Source organism: Sphingopyxis sp. CR5, from assembly GCF_059693785.1.
The window spans coordinates 88965-104125 of sequence record NZ_JCATIE010000014.1; the positions used below are offsets into that span (position 1 = coordinate 88965).

Below are 15161 nucleotides of genomic sequence, written 5' to 3' on the forward strand. Positions count from 1 at the left end.
CCGCGCGACTCAATAGGTGGCGGGCCTGGCCCAAGACTCTTCGAAAATGCTGGTCGGCGTCAGAGCCTCGCTGGTGACTTAGCGTACCTTTCGGGGGACGCCCGGGACCGATCGCCTAGATCGCGCCCGTTACGTCTGGCGGGCAACGAGCGAAGGATTGGCTGAGAGACGGCTCGGAAGCGGCAGGCCGGCCTCATGCGCTTCGCGAATTTCGCGGGTCCGCTGGGTAATCCAGATCGGGAACGGAATTGCGAGATCCTGAAACCGGATCGCGCGATTGAGCCAGGGGTGGCCTTGGCCATGCAAACGCTGGGCTTGATCAATGCTTTCAAGCAGCGCGCCGAACCGTATGTCAGCGACATCCATCGTCGCGAGCATCATGTCGAGCCTGGCCATGACCGCGTTCTCAAAGGACGCGAGGTCGTCCATGTCGCTTTGCTCGGGAAAGCTGATTGTGCGGGCAACAACATCTGGCAGATAACGGATCACCGACAAAGGTGCCCCCATGTCGTTCCACCAGATAGCCGGCATTGCAATGCCATCGGTACGCTTTTGCTTGGGATGCCGTGGAAGCTCGGCAATGCTGAGATCCACCAGTTCGTTGAACCCGGTCACAAGCCAGACGTGATGTTCTGCACCCCAGAACCCGCCCCAGGTGTCTTGGCCGGGCGTATTGTAAACTTCGACCGAGCAAAAGGCGCCCATCCATAGACGACCGCTAATCCCAAAACGGGCAAGTGCGGTCTGAAGCGCTTTCGAGATCTGAAGACATTTCGTCGAATAGGCGCCGCCATAATGGTCGCGTGCGGTCGTATCGACCGCCTGCGCGACAAGCCTGCGCAGAAACGGCGGCGTTCTGCGCTGCGCCTTCGCTTTGGCGATTTGCGCCTTGATGAACGCCGGTTTGATCATGGCGTTGCCTTGCCCTTGCCGGGTAGCGGCGAAACGTCGACGACATACACATCGATAACATCTCGAAGGTTTTCAGGCAGGCGATCGACGAGCATCTCCCGCAGCCCCTCGGGCGTCGTTGGCCGTGCCAACCCGTCAGGGTGGGCAGGCAGGTTTTTTCCCGGCACATTCCCGAACCACAATACGATGTAAACCCCGCGGCCCTCGGCATGCCAATCACGCAGATATCGCGCGGCGAGTTGCTCTGTCGGTGCGGTCCAGACCTCTTTGTGCCATTGTCCCTTGATCTCGACCGGCAGACCTATCTTCCCCAGGATCGCGGCAATGTCGGCGCGCTTCTGTCCCGGCATATGCATCTCTGGCTCGAAGCGGATCGCTTCGGGCAACTGGCCAGAGACATGCTCGACAAGCCGGTTGCGGCAAAAGTTCTCGGATCGCGGCTTCGCACCATTCCAATAGGCCTCCCACATGTCGGTGTTGGTGGATTGCATGCGATCCTGAACTTTGTTCAGCCGGTCGCCGAAAAAGGCGCGCATGTCGTCGATCGTAGCCGGGAGCGCGTCACTGACAACGGCTGCGAGATTGGTCACGGATACCGGGGTAAATTCTGAATCCCGGCGCGCCCGCAGCTGGAGGGCAAGCGCGTGCCGCAGCGGATCGATATAGCTCGGATCGGCAACGCGGATGAGCTGTTCGAGGGTGGCGGTCGCTTCGCGCGATGGGTCGCCACCAATCGCATAGCCATTATTCTCGATGGTCGATGACGCATCCCAAGGATTGGTGTCACCACTCGAACTGCCTTGCGGCCGCGAAGTGCGCGGCCACGCGCGGCTGAAGCGCTCGACGATGAACCGGCGCTGCGCAATCGTGAGGCGGTGCTCGGGATCATCCCGCTCTCCGGAGACGCGGTTTCGGATGAACCAGAGAAACGCCCTATCGTCCGCAGCCGCTTCGCTGAGATGATCCAAGGTGGCGTCGAAATCGACCAGAAAATCGAGCGCGAGCCACGCCAACATCGTCTCATAGTCGCGATGGACGCGGTCGCGCGTTTCTCGCGCCAACACCTGCAATTGAGCCAGTTCGGCATGACGGGTGGCGTGCCCGAGCAATTCGCTCTCGACCGACGCGGGAAGTGACGGGAAGCGGCGCAGCCATTCGACAGCAAGGCGCCCGGCCAGCGACCGCCAGCGCGGATCGTTGCCCAGGAAATAGAGATCATAGACATGGCCGGCCTTGCGCTCGAGCTGGGGCTCGATCGACGTGCGGAAAAAACGCTCGATTGCGGCTTCATCGCACAGGACGGCGGTCTCGAGCGGTTTCAGATCCATGCCGCCTGAGATCTGGGAATCGGTCGTGCGCCGCCAGGCCATGAAGGCGGCCTCGCGTGCCTCCACCGATAGATCATCGATCCCAATGCCGCGTCGCAATCGCTCGGCCACGCCACATACGAGGCAAAGTTCGGCGAAATAGTGTTTGCCATCGAGATGCGAGTCGACGATTTCTCGAGCAGATGGCCGTTCGTTGCGATCGAAACTTGCCATGAAGCCTTGCAACGCCCGTTCGCCCAGCTCATCGCCCAGGAACGCCGTCACCCGCGTCTCCGGTGGGGCTTCCTTGTCGAAGTCGCTGAAGCGGCCAAGATAGGCCTTCGCCGGATCGTACAGCAGATTGGGTGTGCCCGCGTCGACCGCCGGAAGATCCCGCCCCAGCCGATCGCGGAAAGTCTGGTGGACTTTGGCCCGCCGTGCTTCGGATCGCTTGATGGCGGCCTTTTGTTTGCGTTCCCAGTCGTAGACGACCGGTTTCGCCAGCTCCTTGAGCCTGGCCATGAATTTCGTCGAGCCGGAACCGATCTTGGTCGCTGCTGCTCTGACGGCCGCGCTGATGCCCGCGCGGCGTGGCGCGAGGAGCACGAGTTCCTCCAGCATATCGAGGTCTGCCTCGTCATTTCCGCGACGACGATCGAGCTGCTCGATCAGTGCAATGACATCATCCTCGTCCGGATAGAGGTCGAGACCGCATTCGTAGAACGCGAACGATGCATCGCGAACGTGATCATAGCCCGCATCAAACACAACGTGAGTCTGGATAGCGCGCCGGATAACGGGGCGGGCTTTGAACCACTCTGTCAGCGCGAGGGTCGTCTCGCGCTTGTAGCCCTGGTTGTGGTCGACCCAGTGAAGCCGCCGCCAGATGTCGGCGGGTGCCATCGGCGGGTCAAGGTTTAGTGCGCGAAGGCCCGCAAGCCGCACCAGATCGGCAACCTGCGCCTTTGCCGAGTGATCGCCGTCATCGAATAATGGCTCGCCATAGTCGCGGGCGGCGTCAAGAAGTGCTTCGAGCTGGGGGCGATCCAGCGCCTCGATCGATGCATCACTCAGATGGGCAAGATCGAGCCTATCGTCGTTCCGATCTAGGTCGCTGACCGTGACGCCGATGTGCGCGTAGAGCGTGCGGACTGCCAGCTCCATTCGGACCGTGCCCAGACCCAGGTCATGCAGCAGCTCCCACGCCAGTCGGCGGTCGTCCTCGCCGCCCTGCGCCATGAGCCGTTCAACTGTCGCGACCGGGTCGCCGATGCGGCCCAGTTCACGCAGCGCGTCGGCAGCACGGTTGCGCTCGCCGTAATAACGCGCAGGGTCAAACATCATCTTGCGCAGTTCGGGTTCCAGCACCGCGGTCAGCTCGGTACCGGCCATCGCTTCGACGAGAAGAAGAGTCAGATGCGTGTGCTGCTCCGGCGTGCCGATCAGAGCGAGAATGTCCTCCTTGAGTTCGACCCGCATGAGACCGCTCGCCGGATGTCGGCCCCAGTCTTCGGCACGGAAGAACGGATCTCGCTCGGATAGCGCAGCCAGAGCGGCGAGCAGGCACCGCGCGACGTGCACTGGCATGGTCTCCGCGTCGCCGTAGCGCAGGACCGCATAGGGGTCGGCCGCGACGCAGACCTCCGCCAGCACATCATCGAAATGGGCCAGCCATGCGTGGAGGCCGCGCAGCGATGTCGGGACGCCATGGCCCTGTCCAAATAGCGAGAATATCCGCCGCGCCGAAACGCCTGACGCGAAGCAACGCGCGAGCCACTTCGCACCAAGATATTCGGCAAGGACACGATGCAGAAGTTGAAAGCGCTGTCCGCCCTCGGCTTCGAACAGCCTGGTGCGGAGGGATGCTTCAATCGCGTCGGCGTGCGGCAGTGCCGCGATTTGAGCGACGTGGACACAGCCTTCGGGTGTCTGTCCGGCGGGGCCGTTGAACAGGCCCGATAGATCGCAGAGCAGATGGGTTGCGGCATAGGCGCCGGCAGCCAGAAGCAGCTTGTCGGCATCGGCGCGCGCATGCGCGGCGTCCTGATGACGTGGATTGTCCTCCTGCACGAGGAGTTGGCAGGAGCGATCGATCAGCTGCGCGCGGCTATCGGGGAGCGGTTCGTCACTCGCCGCAATCTCGCCGATCAGCCGAAGGGTCAAAGGATTCTTGTAGATCTCCTCCAGACCGCGATCGCCGAGATGAGTGAGCAGACCATTGGCATCGACCGCGGGGAAGTTGCGATGGAGGTAGAGTTCCGCGTCGTCGCGATCGAAGGCCAGCAAGTGGAGCAATATGGCCGGCTGGCCATAATCATCCTCGATCTTGATCCGGTCAGCCGCTCCGCGCCAGTCCACCTCACGGCTCGACAAGATGAAACGCGGGTATCCGAGGCGCGACAATTGGGTGAGAATCGCATCGACGCCGCCTCCGACGGTGGCGGACGCGATTTCATCCAGCCCATCAATGACGAGGCATTCACCGTTGGGTATCAGCCTTTCAGGATGTGCATTGCGGACGAAACTCGCGGCACGAACATATACAAAGCCGGCCTGCCGTCCGATCGCCCGGGCCAGCACGCTTTTGCCCAGGCCTGGGTCGCCGAGAATGACAACGGGGCCATCGAGCGATGCGATCGCCGCCTGATCGATAATGACCGGCGCGCGCGCATTCGGATCCTCGCGCTCGAGTCTTCGGTCAATTTCAATAACAGGTTCAGCATCGGCCATGCTGGTCTTTAATCAACTTGGCGTGACGCCGCCAGCATTGCGGAAGATGCTCAGCTAATCACAGGTCCGGTGCGGCCACGACCCAACTGCCAGTTGATGCCGTCACTGCGCATGATGCCGGTTACAGACTTTCCAAGCTGCCGCTCCAATATTGGCCGCCATGGCACCAGCGTGAACTCGCGGCTCTTCTCGATCACGGCATAACGTCCACCGGGGGACTCCATGGCGCGCGTGAAACGTCCTTCGATCCGCTGCCCGGTTTCCGTTTCGACAAACGCCTTGCCAAGCTCGCCGCGCAGACCGTCGGCAAGGCGAAGCAGTTCGCGGCGGCGAAGGGCCGCCAGGGCATCGCCGTTGATCCGAAAGCCTCCGTCTTCCGTGCCCAGCTCTTGATCAACCAGCCATTGCTGGCGCGCCGCCAGCGCCGCGCGAACTTCGCGGCCAAAGCCGCTGTCGCGGATGACCGAGCTCTCCGCGCTGCCAAGCTCGCGGTCGAGCCAGGTCGGCCCATCATGGCGGGTCAGTGTTTCGACGGCTGCAGGCGATACGATCTCGATCGCAACGGGCTGATCGCGCGACAGGCGTGCCTCAAAGGCCGCGACGCGATCGAGATGGTCGGGCGCGATGGTCCATCGCCCATCGGGCAGGCGCTCGACCTTGCCTGAGCGGCGCATCGCTTCGAGCCGACGGACATGGGCTTCGGCGAAGGCCTGGCTCGCACCCGGATCATGCCGCAGGTGCGCGTCGACCGAATAGCTCCCGTCCGACGCGCGCGCGACAGCAACAATCGTGTGATCGACCTCGCGGATCACGCCGTCGCGCGGGCGAATGGTGATCACGGCGCCCTCCGGCGTCGGCTCGGTCGCGCTCGCCCGTCCGATATCGATATAGCGGACGCGGCCATCGATGCCGTCGAGGATCAGATAGTGGCGGTCCCGATGTTCATCGGAAAAGCCGCGCTGGATGACCTTGCCGGTGACGGGTGCGGTCAGCGCCGGGTCGATGATGCGATTGACCTCAGGTCGTTCGAGCCGCCGCGCTGTCAGCTCGCGCTGCATCAGGCGAATGATATCGCCCCGCTCGCCCATTCGGCGCAGCGTCTCCTCCATCCCGTCGGCGAGTCGCCAGTGCCCGCCGCCCAGATCCTCCGCCAGGCCCATGCTCGCGAGCTTGCGCAGACGCCCTGCCGCTACCGACTGCTGGAAGGGATCGTTGTGCGCCGGACTGGTCACGCGCTCTTCGTCCATGCGGCGGAGAACCCGGCGGTCGATCGCGGTCAGCCGCTCCTGCTCGACATCGTGGCGAAGCCGATCCTCGATCTCGCGATCGGTGCGGGGTCCCAGGTCAAGGGTCGCCAGCTCGGACGCGCGTTCGCGCAGGCCATGAACGATATATTCGCGGGCAATGATGAGATTGGCGCCTGTGTCGTCGACGCCGCGCAGCATGACATGGCTGTGGGGCCGCTCGGTGTTGAAATGATCGACCGCCACCCAGTCGAGCTTCGTGCCGAGATCCTGCTCGACCTGCGTCATCAGCCGGCGGACATAGGGCTTGAGATCTTGATATTCCGCGCCGTCCTCGGCCGAGACGATGAAACGGAACTGGTGGCGGTCGCCCGAGCACCGGTCCAGGAAGCCCTTGCCATCGGCATCGTCGGTATCGCGGCCGTACAGGGTACCGGGGGTGCCATCGCGGGCGACGCCGTCGCGCTGGATGTAGCGCAGATGCGCTCTGGCGGCGCCTTTGCCCTTGCCCGCCATGCGCACCAGCCGGGTTTTGACGATCGCACGCCGCCCGCGCATGCCGGAGAAGCGGTCGCGGCTTGAAAGCAGGCGCCCGATGCTCGCGCCGCGCCCGATCCGGCTGCCATCGAAACGGCGCGACCTGACCCCTGTCGTACCGCCGGCGAGCCGAGCGGCCGACAGCACCTTGCCGCCATATCTCAGGGTGCGCTTGCCGTCGCGATTGCGCGACCGGCCAAGCTTCGGGGTGAAGTCGTCGTCCTTCACTCGCCAGACCCCGAAATCTCGCGATTCTTAGCCAAAAATGGCGCAAATCCGCCATTCCTTGAATGTTTGTCTCGCGCGATTTTTCGCGTGTCTCCCGAAAAAAGGATGTGCAGACAAAGGGTTGAGCAGTGTCGCGAGACACTGCCTTTAACTTGTTTTCCCTTTCCTCCCCTGCCTCCTTCCTTTCGGCTCAAAAAAAGGGAAGCGACGACAGCCTTTCGGCGCCGCCACTTCGCGGTGATCCGCCATCGCTCAATGGGCATGCCCGAACGCCTGTTCGGCATCGCACCGGGTGCGATAATCACGCCGCCCGAGCAGCCCGTGCGGCCTGCCATCGCCATCGACGATCACCCTTGCGACGATCCATCTGGCGTCGAGCCGCGCCAGGATTTCGACCCGGTCGAGCTCCAGATCATCGTCGATTTCGTTCAAATAGCTGCCGATCCAGCGCTCCTGGAGCCGTGCATCCCAAAGAAAATCCACCTCCTCGGCGTCCAGAAAGCGCTGCGCCAGTCCTTCCCCGGCACCGCGTCCAAATTCCAGTTCAAGCCCTGCCACCAGCGCCGCCATCACGCGATCCGACGCCGTTCCGATTTGCTCCATCATGCTCATGACCATCTCCAGCCTTGCGTTCCCAAAATCGAGAACGGCGTTTTGGAGACGGGTGGCGAAGCGGCTGTCAGGGCCGCCGAAGCGATAGCGCAGGCGCCGCGAAGCGGACGTGGGGGGAACCGATTTTCGCAGAAAATTGGGGGGTACCCGCGGGCCTTGAAAGCCGCTTCGCCAGCCGTCATGCTGGGACATATCGAGACGAGCCCCTCCCACCTTCGCCACTAGTCCTGGCCTCGCCGGATGGCGAACAATACCGATGGCGCGACCGAGCTGACGGTGGTCGGCGGCACCGATCGACGGACGACGAACAACGTCTGAGGTGGCGCTTGCGGTGTCGAACGCGCCTCAGCCGGACTTGGGCCGGCCACCTGCGCGAGGTAGGCGACCGTTTCGGCTGGCAGCCTGGCCCGGCCAGCAAGATAGGCGGCATAGCGCGCCGGGCCGGCGTTGTAGGCGGCGAACAGTCCGGGGTAGCCGAACCGGTCGAACATGCGCCTGAGATAGCAGGCGCCAGCGATGACATTGTCGCGCGGCTGATCGGGATCGCTGCCGAGACCCAGGTCGGCGCGCATTTCGGACCAGGTGCTCGGCATCAGCTGCATGAGCCCGATGGCGCCCTTGCGGCTGCGGATCGGCGCGCCGTTCAGCATGGTGCGGCCCCCGCTTTCGGCGGTCATCACGCGCGCGATCCACGCCTCGGGTACGCCGCAGCGGGCGGAGGCTTCGGCGATCTGCGGCTGCCATTGGGCCATCGATGCCGCCGCGATGACGAGAGTCAGCGCGCCCATATCAGCCGCGCCGTGCCGAGCACATCGCCTCCCTCGCTGATCCCGAAATAGCGTCCGTCGAACGAGTCCGGATGCGGCATCAGCAGCAGATACTGCCCTTCGCCAAGCCACCGGCGCCCGTGCCAGCGCGGCATGGGCCGGCCGAGGGCGTCGGTCATGCGCCGCCGGGCAATGCGTTGACCATCGACCAGAATTACGTTGCCGATGGCGCACACGCGGTCGCCGGCGATGGCCGCGACCCGCTTCACGAGCGGCACGTTGGCAGGCAAGTATTGGCGGGTGCCCGCGAGCCGGCGGAAGCGCTCGGGCACACGTGCGATCACCATATCCCCGCGTTCCGGCGTGGTGCCGGGGCGCACCCAATAAAGCCCGCGTGGCGCGCTGTCGGACATGTTCCACACGAGCCGCGCGCGCGGCGGCGCGGCGGCCGAGGCCAGCACCAGGGCCGCGCCAAGCGCGCCGATCACAAGGCGTCGGCGCAATCTGCGGCGGCGCGCAACGCGCTCGGCGATATGATGTGCCCAGACCATGCGGGGTTCGGGTCGGTCCCGCCCGATCATGGCGCATAGTCCTTGCCGGCCTGCGCGTCCGACCAGTGGTCGAGATCATCGATATGATATTGGATGAAGCGGCTGTGGCGGCGAAAGGTCGGCCCTTTGCCGGCGCGGCGAAGGCGCTTGAGCTGGCGCCCGGTGAGCTTGAGATAGGCTGCGGCCTGCTCGGTATTGAGGAAGGGCGAGCCGCGTTTGGCGCGGTTCGCCCGGTCGACGTCGAAGTCCTGGTCCATGGGGCGATCTTCCGGTTGTGGCGTCCCCCGCTGGTGCGGGGTCGACCCCAGCCATGACCGTGCTGTCCTCGCGTGTGATCTATCGAAATCCGGGCCTCACGGATTCGATAGGGCCGCGGCGACGGGCGCCGCGGCCCGGCTCGCTCAGCGCGACCAGATGAGCTTGTTCTCGCCGTCGTCGCCCTGGACCAGCGTCGCGTAGATCGGCGCAGGCAGCGAGGGATCGTCGAGCTTGAGGCTCAGATATTCCGCGCCGGTTTCCTTGGCGGCGCGGGTCCAGCCGGCTCCGATCTCGACCGCGCCCGAAAAGACCCGGTGGTCTGGCGCCTTGTCATGTTCGCGGCTGGCGGGGCGGATCGTCGCCTTGGTGTTGAGGGTCAGGGTGCGGATGGTGCCGCTGTAGACGCCCGAGGCATCACGGGTGAAGCTGCCAATCTGTGCCATGATAACATTCCTTTCGCTTGGCCGAAGCCGCCCGATGCGGCCTCGTGCAGGCGATCGTGAGCGGCCGCCCGGAACGGGGCGCACCCGCAGGGCCGCAGCGTTAGCGAAGGATGCCGTCACGCGGAGTTTCTTGATCCGCGAGGAGGCGACGGGCGCAGCCCGGGAGCCGGGGAAGAAAGTCCGCGCTGGCGGCGTTGCGCCCCGGCCCGGTGGCCGCAGATCAGCCGGAAGAGGTCCGTGGGGCGGCGAATTCGAGGTGCGAAAGGCATCTGGCGATGCAGGCTGGAGCGCATGCTGCTATCGTGGCGCCCAAGGGGATCATGCAAATGACGACACAGACAGGAACGCGCCAGAGCGTGATCGCGGTGCTGGAGAAGGCAGCCGCCGAGATGGCCGAGCACAAGCGGGGCCGGCACTATATGTTCTGGCGCCAGGAAAATGAGGGCAACATAGATACCGCGCTCGCGAGCGCGCCGCCGTTCGATGCCTATCGCGACCTGTGGATTTACACCGGCGACGGCGGCGGTGCTTTGGTGCGGGGGAAGTTCGGCGGCTGGGCGATCGACCGCCTTGTCGGAGGCGCTAGCCCTGCGGATATTATCGCGATGTTCGAGGCTGAAGTCGACGCAAATGTCGGCCAATATACCGAAGTGTCGCCGCTGTTCGGCGTCGAGATCGATGCCGAATGTGTTCTCGCCGAAGGGGTCGTGATCGAGCCCGAACGCGAAGAAATGTTTGCGCGGATGATGCAGGCGCATCCCTTCCAGGGCATGCCCGTGCCGACCGGCGCGGCGATGCTGCGGCAGTCGTTCACGGTCACCCCGGCGTTCCGGCAACAGGCCGAAGGGTTCGGCGCGCAGGACGCGAGCGCGACACAGCCACCTAACGGCGAACGCGAGATCGTGCGCCGACGCGTGCGGCTGGCCTGCCTGCTAGCGAGCATTGGAGCGGTCGAGCTGCCGCTGTCGGTGCTGGAACCAGCGCGTGAGGCCTGCCTCGTCGCTGGCAAAGGCAACAGCGCGGGGCGGCCCTTTCAGTCGCATCCGCTGGTATCGTTTCCGGTTGCCGCGAGCGTCGTTGCGGAGGTCTATGCGCAGCTTGGCGGGTTTCGGGAATTGGACAGTCTGGCGCGCGCGGTCGACCGGCTTGGGCGCGCGCGGCTCGCGGCGTCCGATGTAGACAAGGCGCTCGAGCTTGGCATGGCGGCGGAAATCGCGCTGATGCACGATCATGGCAGTTCGAACACCGAGATCCGCTACAAGGTCGGTCACCGCGCCGCCTGGCTGCTGGGCAAGGACCCCGCCGAACGGGCGGCGGTTTTCCGGGCCATGCGCGATCTTTACGATGCCCGGTCGAGCGCAGTGCATACCGGGTCATTGAGCTCAAAATCCAAGCTCGATCTTCAGGACGCCGACGCGCTGGTCGCGCGTGTGCTCCGCGCGATCGCCGCACTCGGGCGCTTCCCGGACTGGGCCGTGCTTACCATGGGAGGCGAGCTTGACGAATGAAGATGACGCGCTGCGCAGGCGACGCGTGCGGTGCATGATCGCTTATCTTCATCCATTCCGTCTTGTTGAAGCCGACAACGAGCCAGCTTGGGACCCGACGATCGAGCAGATCAATGCCCAGAGTTGGGATTATGCGACCCTTCACCGACTGGTCGGTGGAATTGATGTAGGACTCGAACGACCCTATCATCTTGTGATCGGGCGTGACGGAGCACTGGCTCTGCCGCCGCTCGATGGCCTGCGCACTCCACAAGCTGCAGTCGAGGCCTTCAACCGCTATCTCGCGGCACTGCTACTTGGCGGCATCTATTGTGAGGCGATCACGCCCGACGGACTCGATCTTGGTTCGATAATTGACTGGGCATATATTCGCAGCCAGCGGCCGGGGCTGGCTGCACCTAACCTTTTCCATGATCATGTCAGGCGCCTGCAGGCGAGTCCGCTGGAAGCAATCGCGCTGTCGAACCCGCGCAAAGTCTCACTGACGGAACTTGATCAGGCCATGCGCGCGGGGCTGCGGATGCTGGCAGCATTGCCGCCCGTACGTGGTGAATATCTGCTCAAGGGAACGACCGGGCTCGCACGGCTCGACTGGGGCGCGGCACTCGCAAACCTCTGGATCGTGGTCGAGCAGTTGGTCTCATTCCTGTGGGAGCGACATATTATCGCACCGACATTGGCCACAGATAGAAGCAAAACCCGGCGCAGCCAGTTGTCCGATACGCGAACATGGACAGCATCGGCGCGTATCGAGATGTTGGTCCAGAAAGGATCGATCGGATTGGATATTGCAAAGGCGCTGACAGCGGCGCGCAAGGCGCGTAACGATTTGCATCACAGTGGCGCGCATCCGACATCGACAGATGCATGGGCGGCATATGAAGGAATGACCGGCCTGCTGGTTGTGGCGCTTGATGGTGAGCGACCGCCGCTTCTCGACATCGATCTTGCCGACAATGGTCTCTCCGATCCTTTCGCGCCGCCAGGGCGTCTGCCGGGCGAGCCGACACACTGGATGGCGATCCCAAAGCTGCCCGGAGAGGAAGACCTTGAGCGCGCGGAGGCGAAGCTGCGCCGTCCAAAAAATACATGACGCCGCGCGCCGAGGCCGATCAGGCCGAGGCGCGCGGCGCGATTTTTTTCAGGGGCCTCTCAAACAGACGCGACGGCGTTGGTCGCCGCCGCGTCCGTGTCGTCATGCCGCCATCGGCAGCGGCTCGGTCTCGGGTTCCTCGGGCACGATCCGCCCCATCGCGGCATGTGCCGCGACGCTGCCGACCCCGCCGCGCGTGGTATAGGCAGCAGGCGGGAACGCCATCCAGCGCGGNGGTTCCTCGGGCACGATCCGCCCCATCGCGGCATGTGCCGCGACGCTGCCGACCCCGCCGCGCGTGGTATAGGCAGCAGGCGGGAACGCCATCCAGCGCGGCACCCATCCGGTCACTTGTGCGCGTCCGTTCGCGCCTTCCAGATGGTCGGCGAGGATGCGTTTGAGGGTCTTGCCGCTCTCCTTTTCATTGGCCTCGGCGACGGTCGGTCCTGCCACTTCGGTGACCAAGGCGCGCAGCACTTCGCGGTCACGGACGCATTCGAAAAAGGCCGCATCGGCGGTCCAGTTGACCGCCATCTCGATGCCAAGGTGCAGCCCGACCGCTTCCATTATCGCGCTGCCGGAGGCGAGCGTTTCGGCGCTCACGATGGCGATGACCTCCATGATCGCGGGATCGGGAAGGTCGAGCAGACGCGCGAATATCGCGCTTGCCGCATCGCCTTCGATTTCGCGGTGGAACCCGACCAGCGAGCCCGCATCGGCGTCGAACCCGAGCAGGCTCAGCACCGCGCGGCGCTTTTGCGCGAACGCGATCTGGGCGGGGCTCTCATCGAGCGACGCGCGGACTTGCTCGTTTCGACACCCTTGCGGGTCGGCCTCGACCCGCCAGAATTGCGCGCCCGCGATGGCATGGGCGACCATCAACCGCAATGCGACGCCGCTCGCGCCGGTGAGCGCCAGCCGCACGGCGGCATGGCGATGCAGCGCGACATAGCGGTCGAGCGTGCTCGTCACTTCGGGGCGCGCCGCGCGTACGGTTTCGGTTGTTTCGCCTGCTTCGCGCCGCCGCGCTTCGGTGCGGGTCAGATAGCCCTCGTGGAAGATGACCTCGCCCGTGGCGCGCACATCGACATAGACGCGCCCGCCCTTGCGCTTGGCCGCGCGTTCATATTCCCAGCTATGGAAGTGCTCATTCGTTGCCAGTATCACGACCTCCGCCCAGCCATCGTCCAGATAGGCGGCACGGCGCGAAGCGATCTCGGCTTCCTGCGCAGCCCAGAAGGCATCGCGATCGGCAAAGTAGCGATCCTCGCCGAACAGGTCGGCGATCATCGCAAGCCCCGATGCGGGGACATCGAACAGCGCGTGCTTCTCGATGATCGAAGCGCCGCCGAACAGCCATTGTTTGAGCTGGTGACCGCGGGGTGCATAGGCCTCCTTGTCATCATAGAGCGCGAGCCATGCGCGCTGCTGGCCCTTGCTCGCCATGGTGAGATGGCGCACCGTGACCGCGTCGATGGCTTCGCGGCGATAGATGTCGCGGATGCGCGGCAGGAGGTTACCGAGCGCGAGGATGCGGCGGACGGTGAGTTCGGGCAAGCCGAAGGTCGCGGCGATGTCGTCGATCTTGCGGCCTTCCTTGACCAGCCGCACGAAGCTCTCCCATTGATTGACCTCGTCAGCTTCGAGCCGGGCCATGTTCTCGATCATCGAGGCCTCGATGGCGGCGGCATCGTCACCTTCGTCGAGGATCGCGCACGGCATGGCCTCTTCGGGTTCGCCCGCCTCGCGCCGCTCGGCAGCGACAAGACTGGCGGCATGGAAGCGCCGCGCGCCCGCGACGATTTCATAATGATCGGCCTCGCCGTTCGGTCGGACCAAGATCGGCACGATGACTCCGCGTCGGCGCACGGTCGGCAGGAGGTCGGTCACGTCGGGCGCTTTCTTCGCATAGCGCATGTTGGCCTTGCTGACCGAAAGGTTGGCGAGCGGAATGAAGTCAAGTTGCATGGGTCTTCTCCTTTTCATCGGGGCCGGTCCGGAACGGTTGGACAAGCGGACCAGCCAATCATGGGCGGCAAGCGGCCGCCCGCGCGTCATTCGGCCCTGTCGGGGTCCGAAACGGGGTCGGCGGCGTCGCCGGGTGGGCTGGCGGCGCGGCGCAGCAGGGTCTCGGCCATGAGGATCGACCCGGCGCGGCGCGACCAATCCGCCCAAGTCGTCAGGCGGTGGGTGGTCGCGAACGCGATGTCGCGTTCGATGGTGAGACCGAACGGCAGTCGGATCGCGGCGATTTCGCGGAGCGAATAGGAGCCCAGTTCCGGACTGCCAAAACCCAGATCCGCCAAGCCGAACAGCGAATCGCCATCGGCATCGAGTTCGGTCGCAAGCCATGTCGCGGCGCTAAGCGGATTGAACAGCTTGAGCAGCGGAAGCGGGTCGGGTTCGGGGTTGCCATTGGCCCGCGCAGCCTTGGCGTTGATCGCGTTGGCGCGCAGCGCGAAGCGAATATGGGGAGGCAGCAGGATCATGCCGCCCTCCTCAACGGAGCTTCATCTGGCCTGTCCGGATTCTCTGGCCTCCCGTCCTGTGCCGCTTCGCCTGCCTCGGCATGGCGCGCGAGCAGCCAGTCGGCGGCCTTGCTTGCGGCGCTTGCCGCGCGAAAGATGGCGCGGCTGTCTTCGCGCAGCACCTCAAGCCATGATCCGATATAGTCGGCGTGGCGCACGGTCGGGACGATGCCGAGCGCAGCGCAGAGGAACGCCGAACCCATCTCGGCGACCATTTCCTCACGGGCGTAGCCCTTGGTCCCGAAACTGTTGGTGAGGTCGCGGCCTAGGCGTTTGGCGTGACCGGTGGCGTGCGACTTATGCCGATATCGGCATAACGGCCATAATGCCGCGATCCGGATTATGCCGCATGTGCTCGTTAGGGCGCGGTCGGCGGTATGATCACGCCAACCCCATTCGGCATAATCCTCGTCGCTCCAACAACATGGAGCACGACGATCATG

At 64.5% G+C, this 15161-nt stretch carries 13 protein-coding genes; 2 read left to right on the top strand and 11 right to left on the bottom strand.

The features are described 5' to 3' along the window. Positions 1 to 129 precede the first annotated feature (129 nt). The 8 genes from AC58D2_RS18705 to AC58D2_RS18740 form a co-directional block, all read right to left on the bottom strand. Positions 130 to 912 carry a hypothetical protein gene (locus tag AC58D2_RS18705; RefSeq protein ID WP_497392600.1) on the bottom strand — a complete coding sequence of 261 codons (783 nt, stop codon included), beginning with the start codon at positions 910 to 912 and terminating at the stop codon, positions 130 to 132. Then, positions 909 to 4949: an NACHT domain-containing antiphage protein EruA gene (gene eruA / locus AC58D2_RS18710; RefSeq protein WP_497392601.1), complete on the bottom strand. Its 4041-nt coding sequence runs from the start codon at positions 4947 to 4949 to the stop codon at positions 909 to 911. The genes AC58D2_RS18705 and eruA overlap by 4 nt, the downstream gene beginning before the upstream one ends. A 50-nt stretch (positions 4950 to 4999) precedes the next feature. Then, the gene (rlxS, locus tag AC58D2_RS18715) at positions 5000 to 6958 is read right to left on the bottom strand and encodes a relaxase/mobilization nuclease RlxS (protein ID WP_497392602.1); all 1959 of its coding nucleotides are present in this window, start codon (positions 6956 to 6958) and stop codon (positions 5000 to 5002) included. A 252-nt stretch (positions 6959 to 7210) separates the two neighbouring features. Then, on the bottom strand, positions 7211 to 7762 hold the full coding sequence (locus tag AC58D2_RS18720; RefSeq protein ID WP_497392603.1) for a hypothetical protein: 552 nt from the start codon (positions 7760 to 7762) through the stop codon (positions 7211 to 7213). 29 nt (positions 7763 to 7791) lie between these two features. Continuing rightward, a complete protein-coding gene (locus tag AC58D2_RS18725) occupies positions 7792 to 8358 on the bottom strand; it encodes a lytic transglycosylase domain-containing protein (protein WP_497392604.1) in 567 nt (188 codons plus the stop codon). Further along, positions 8346 to 8918, bottom strand: a complete 573-nt coding sequence (locus tag AC58D2_RS18730) for a S26 family signal peptidase (RefSeq protein WP_497392605.1) — start codon at positions 8916 to 8918, stop codon at positions 8346 to 8348. Before AC58D2_RS18730 ends, AC58D2_RS18725 begins: the two co-directional genes overlap by 13 nt. Continuing rightward, positions 8915 to 9145: a helix-turn-helix domain-containing protein gene (locus AC58D2_RS18735; RefSeq protein WP_497392606.1), complete on the bottom strand. Its 231-nt coding sequence runs from the start codon at positions 9143 to 9145 to the stop codon at positions 8915 to 8917. The genes AC58D2_RS18730 and AC58D2_RS18735 overlap by 4 nt, the downstream gene beginning before the upstream one ends. A 144-nt stretch (positions 9146 to 9289) precedes the next feature. Further along, a complete protein-coding gene (locus tag AC58D2_RS18740; protein ID WP_497392607.1) occupies positions 9290 to 9589 on the bottom strand; it encodes a DUF736 domain-containing protein in 300 nt (99 codons plus the stop codon). 326 nt (positions 9590 to 9915) lie between these two features. Between AC58D2_RS18740 and AC58D2_RS18745 the strand changes: the two genes are divergently transcribed. Both AC58D2_RS18745 and AC58D2_RS18750 read left to right on the top strand, forming a co-directional pair. Beyond that, a complete protein-coding gene (locus AC58D2_RS18745) occupies positions 9916 to 11097 on the top strand; it encodes a hypothetical protein (RefSeq protein WP_497392608.1) in 1182 nt (393 codons plus the stop codon). Continuing rightward, complete coding sequence (locus AC58D2_RS18750) at positions 11087 to 12190, top strand: hypothetical protein (RefSeq protein WP_497392609.1); 1104 nt, start codon at positions 11087 to 11089, stop codon at positions 12188 to 12190. The genes AC58D2_RS18745 and AC58D2_RS18750 overlap by 11 nt, the downstream gene beginning before the upstream one ends. 102 nt (positions 12191 to 12292) lie before the next feature. Here AC58D2_RS18750 and AC58D2_RS18755 read toward each other — a convergent pair whose 3' ends face one another. The 3 genes from AC58D2_RS18755 to AC58D2_RS18765 all read right to left on the bottom strand — a co-directional run. Beyond that, positions 12293 to 14248, bottom strand: a complete 1956-nt coding sequence (locus AC58D2_RS18755) for a ParB/RepB/Spo0J family partition protein (protein ID WP_497392610.1) — start codon at positions 14246 to 14248, stop codon at positions 12293 to 12295. After that, entirely contained in the window at positions 14245 to 14679 is a 435-nt protein-coding gene (locus AC58D2_RS18760) for a DUF2958 domain-containing protein (protein ID WP_497392611.1), read from the bottom strand. Before AC58D2_RS18760 ends, AC58D2_RS18755 begins: the two co-directional genes overlap by 4 nt. Continuing rightward, positions 14676 to 15161: zincin-like metallopeptidase domain-containing protein (locus AC58D2_RS18765; protein ID WP_497392612.1), on the bottom strand; the 486-nt coding region annotated here is incomplete at its 5' end. The genes AC58D2_RS18765 and AC58D2_RS18760, both read right to left, overlap by 4 nt.

Bases quoted from the DNA above. Each gene is read 5' to 3' on its own strand.
- AC58D2_RS18740 (WP_497392607.1), bottom strand. From the start codon at position 9,589: ATGGCACAGATTGGCAGCTTCACCCGTGATGCCTCGGGCGTCTACAGC.
- AC58D2_RS18705 (WP_497392600.1), bottom strand. From the start codon at position 912: ATGATCAAACCGGCGTTCATCAAGGCGCAAATCGCCAAAGCGAAGGCG.
- AC58D2_RS18730 (WP_497392605.1), bottom strand. From the start codon at position 8,918: ATGATCGGGCGGGACCGACCCGAACCCCGCATGGTCTGGGCACATCAT.
- AC58D2_RS18745 (WP_497392608.1), top strand. From the start codon at position 9,916: ATGACGACACAGACAGGAACGCGCCAGAGCGTGATCGCGGTGCTGGAG.
- AC58D2_RS18725 (WP_497392604.1), bottom strand. From the start codon at position 8,358: ATGGGCGCGCTGACTCTCGTCATCGCGGCGGCATCGATGGCCCAATGG.
- AC58D2_RS18735 (WP_497392606.1), bottom strand. From the start codon at position 9,145: ATGGACCAGGACTTCGACGTCGACCGGGCGAACCGCGCCAAACGCGGC.
- AC58D2_RS18760 (WP_497392611.1), bottom strand. From the start codon at position 14,679: ATGATCCTGCTGCCTCCCCATATTCGCTTCGCGCTGCGCGCCAACGCG.
- AC58D2_RS18720 (WP_497392603.1), bottom strand. From the start codon at position 7,762: ATGTCCCAGCATGACGGCTGGCGAAGCGGCTTTCAAGGCCCGCGGGTA.
- eruA (WP_497392601.1), bottom strand. From the start codon at position 4,949: ATGGCCGATGCTGAACCTGTTATTGAAATTGACCGAAGACTCGAGCGC.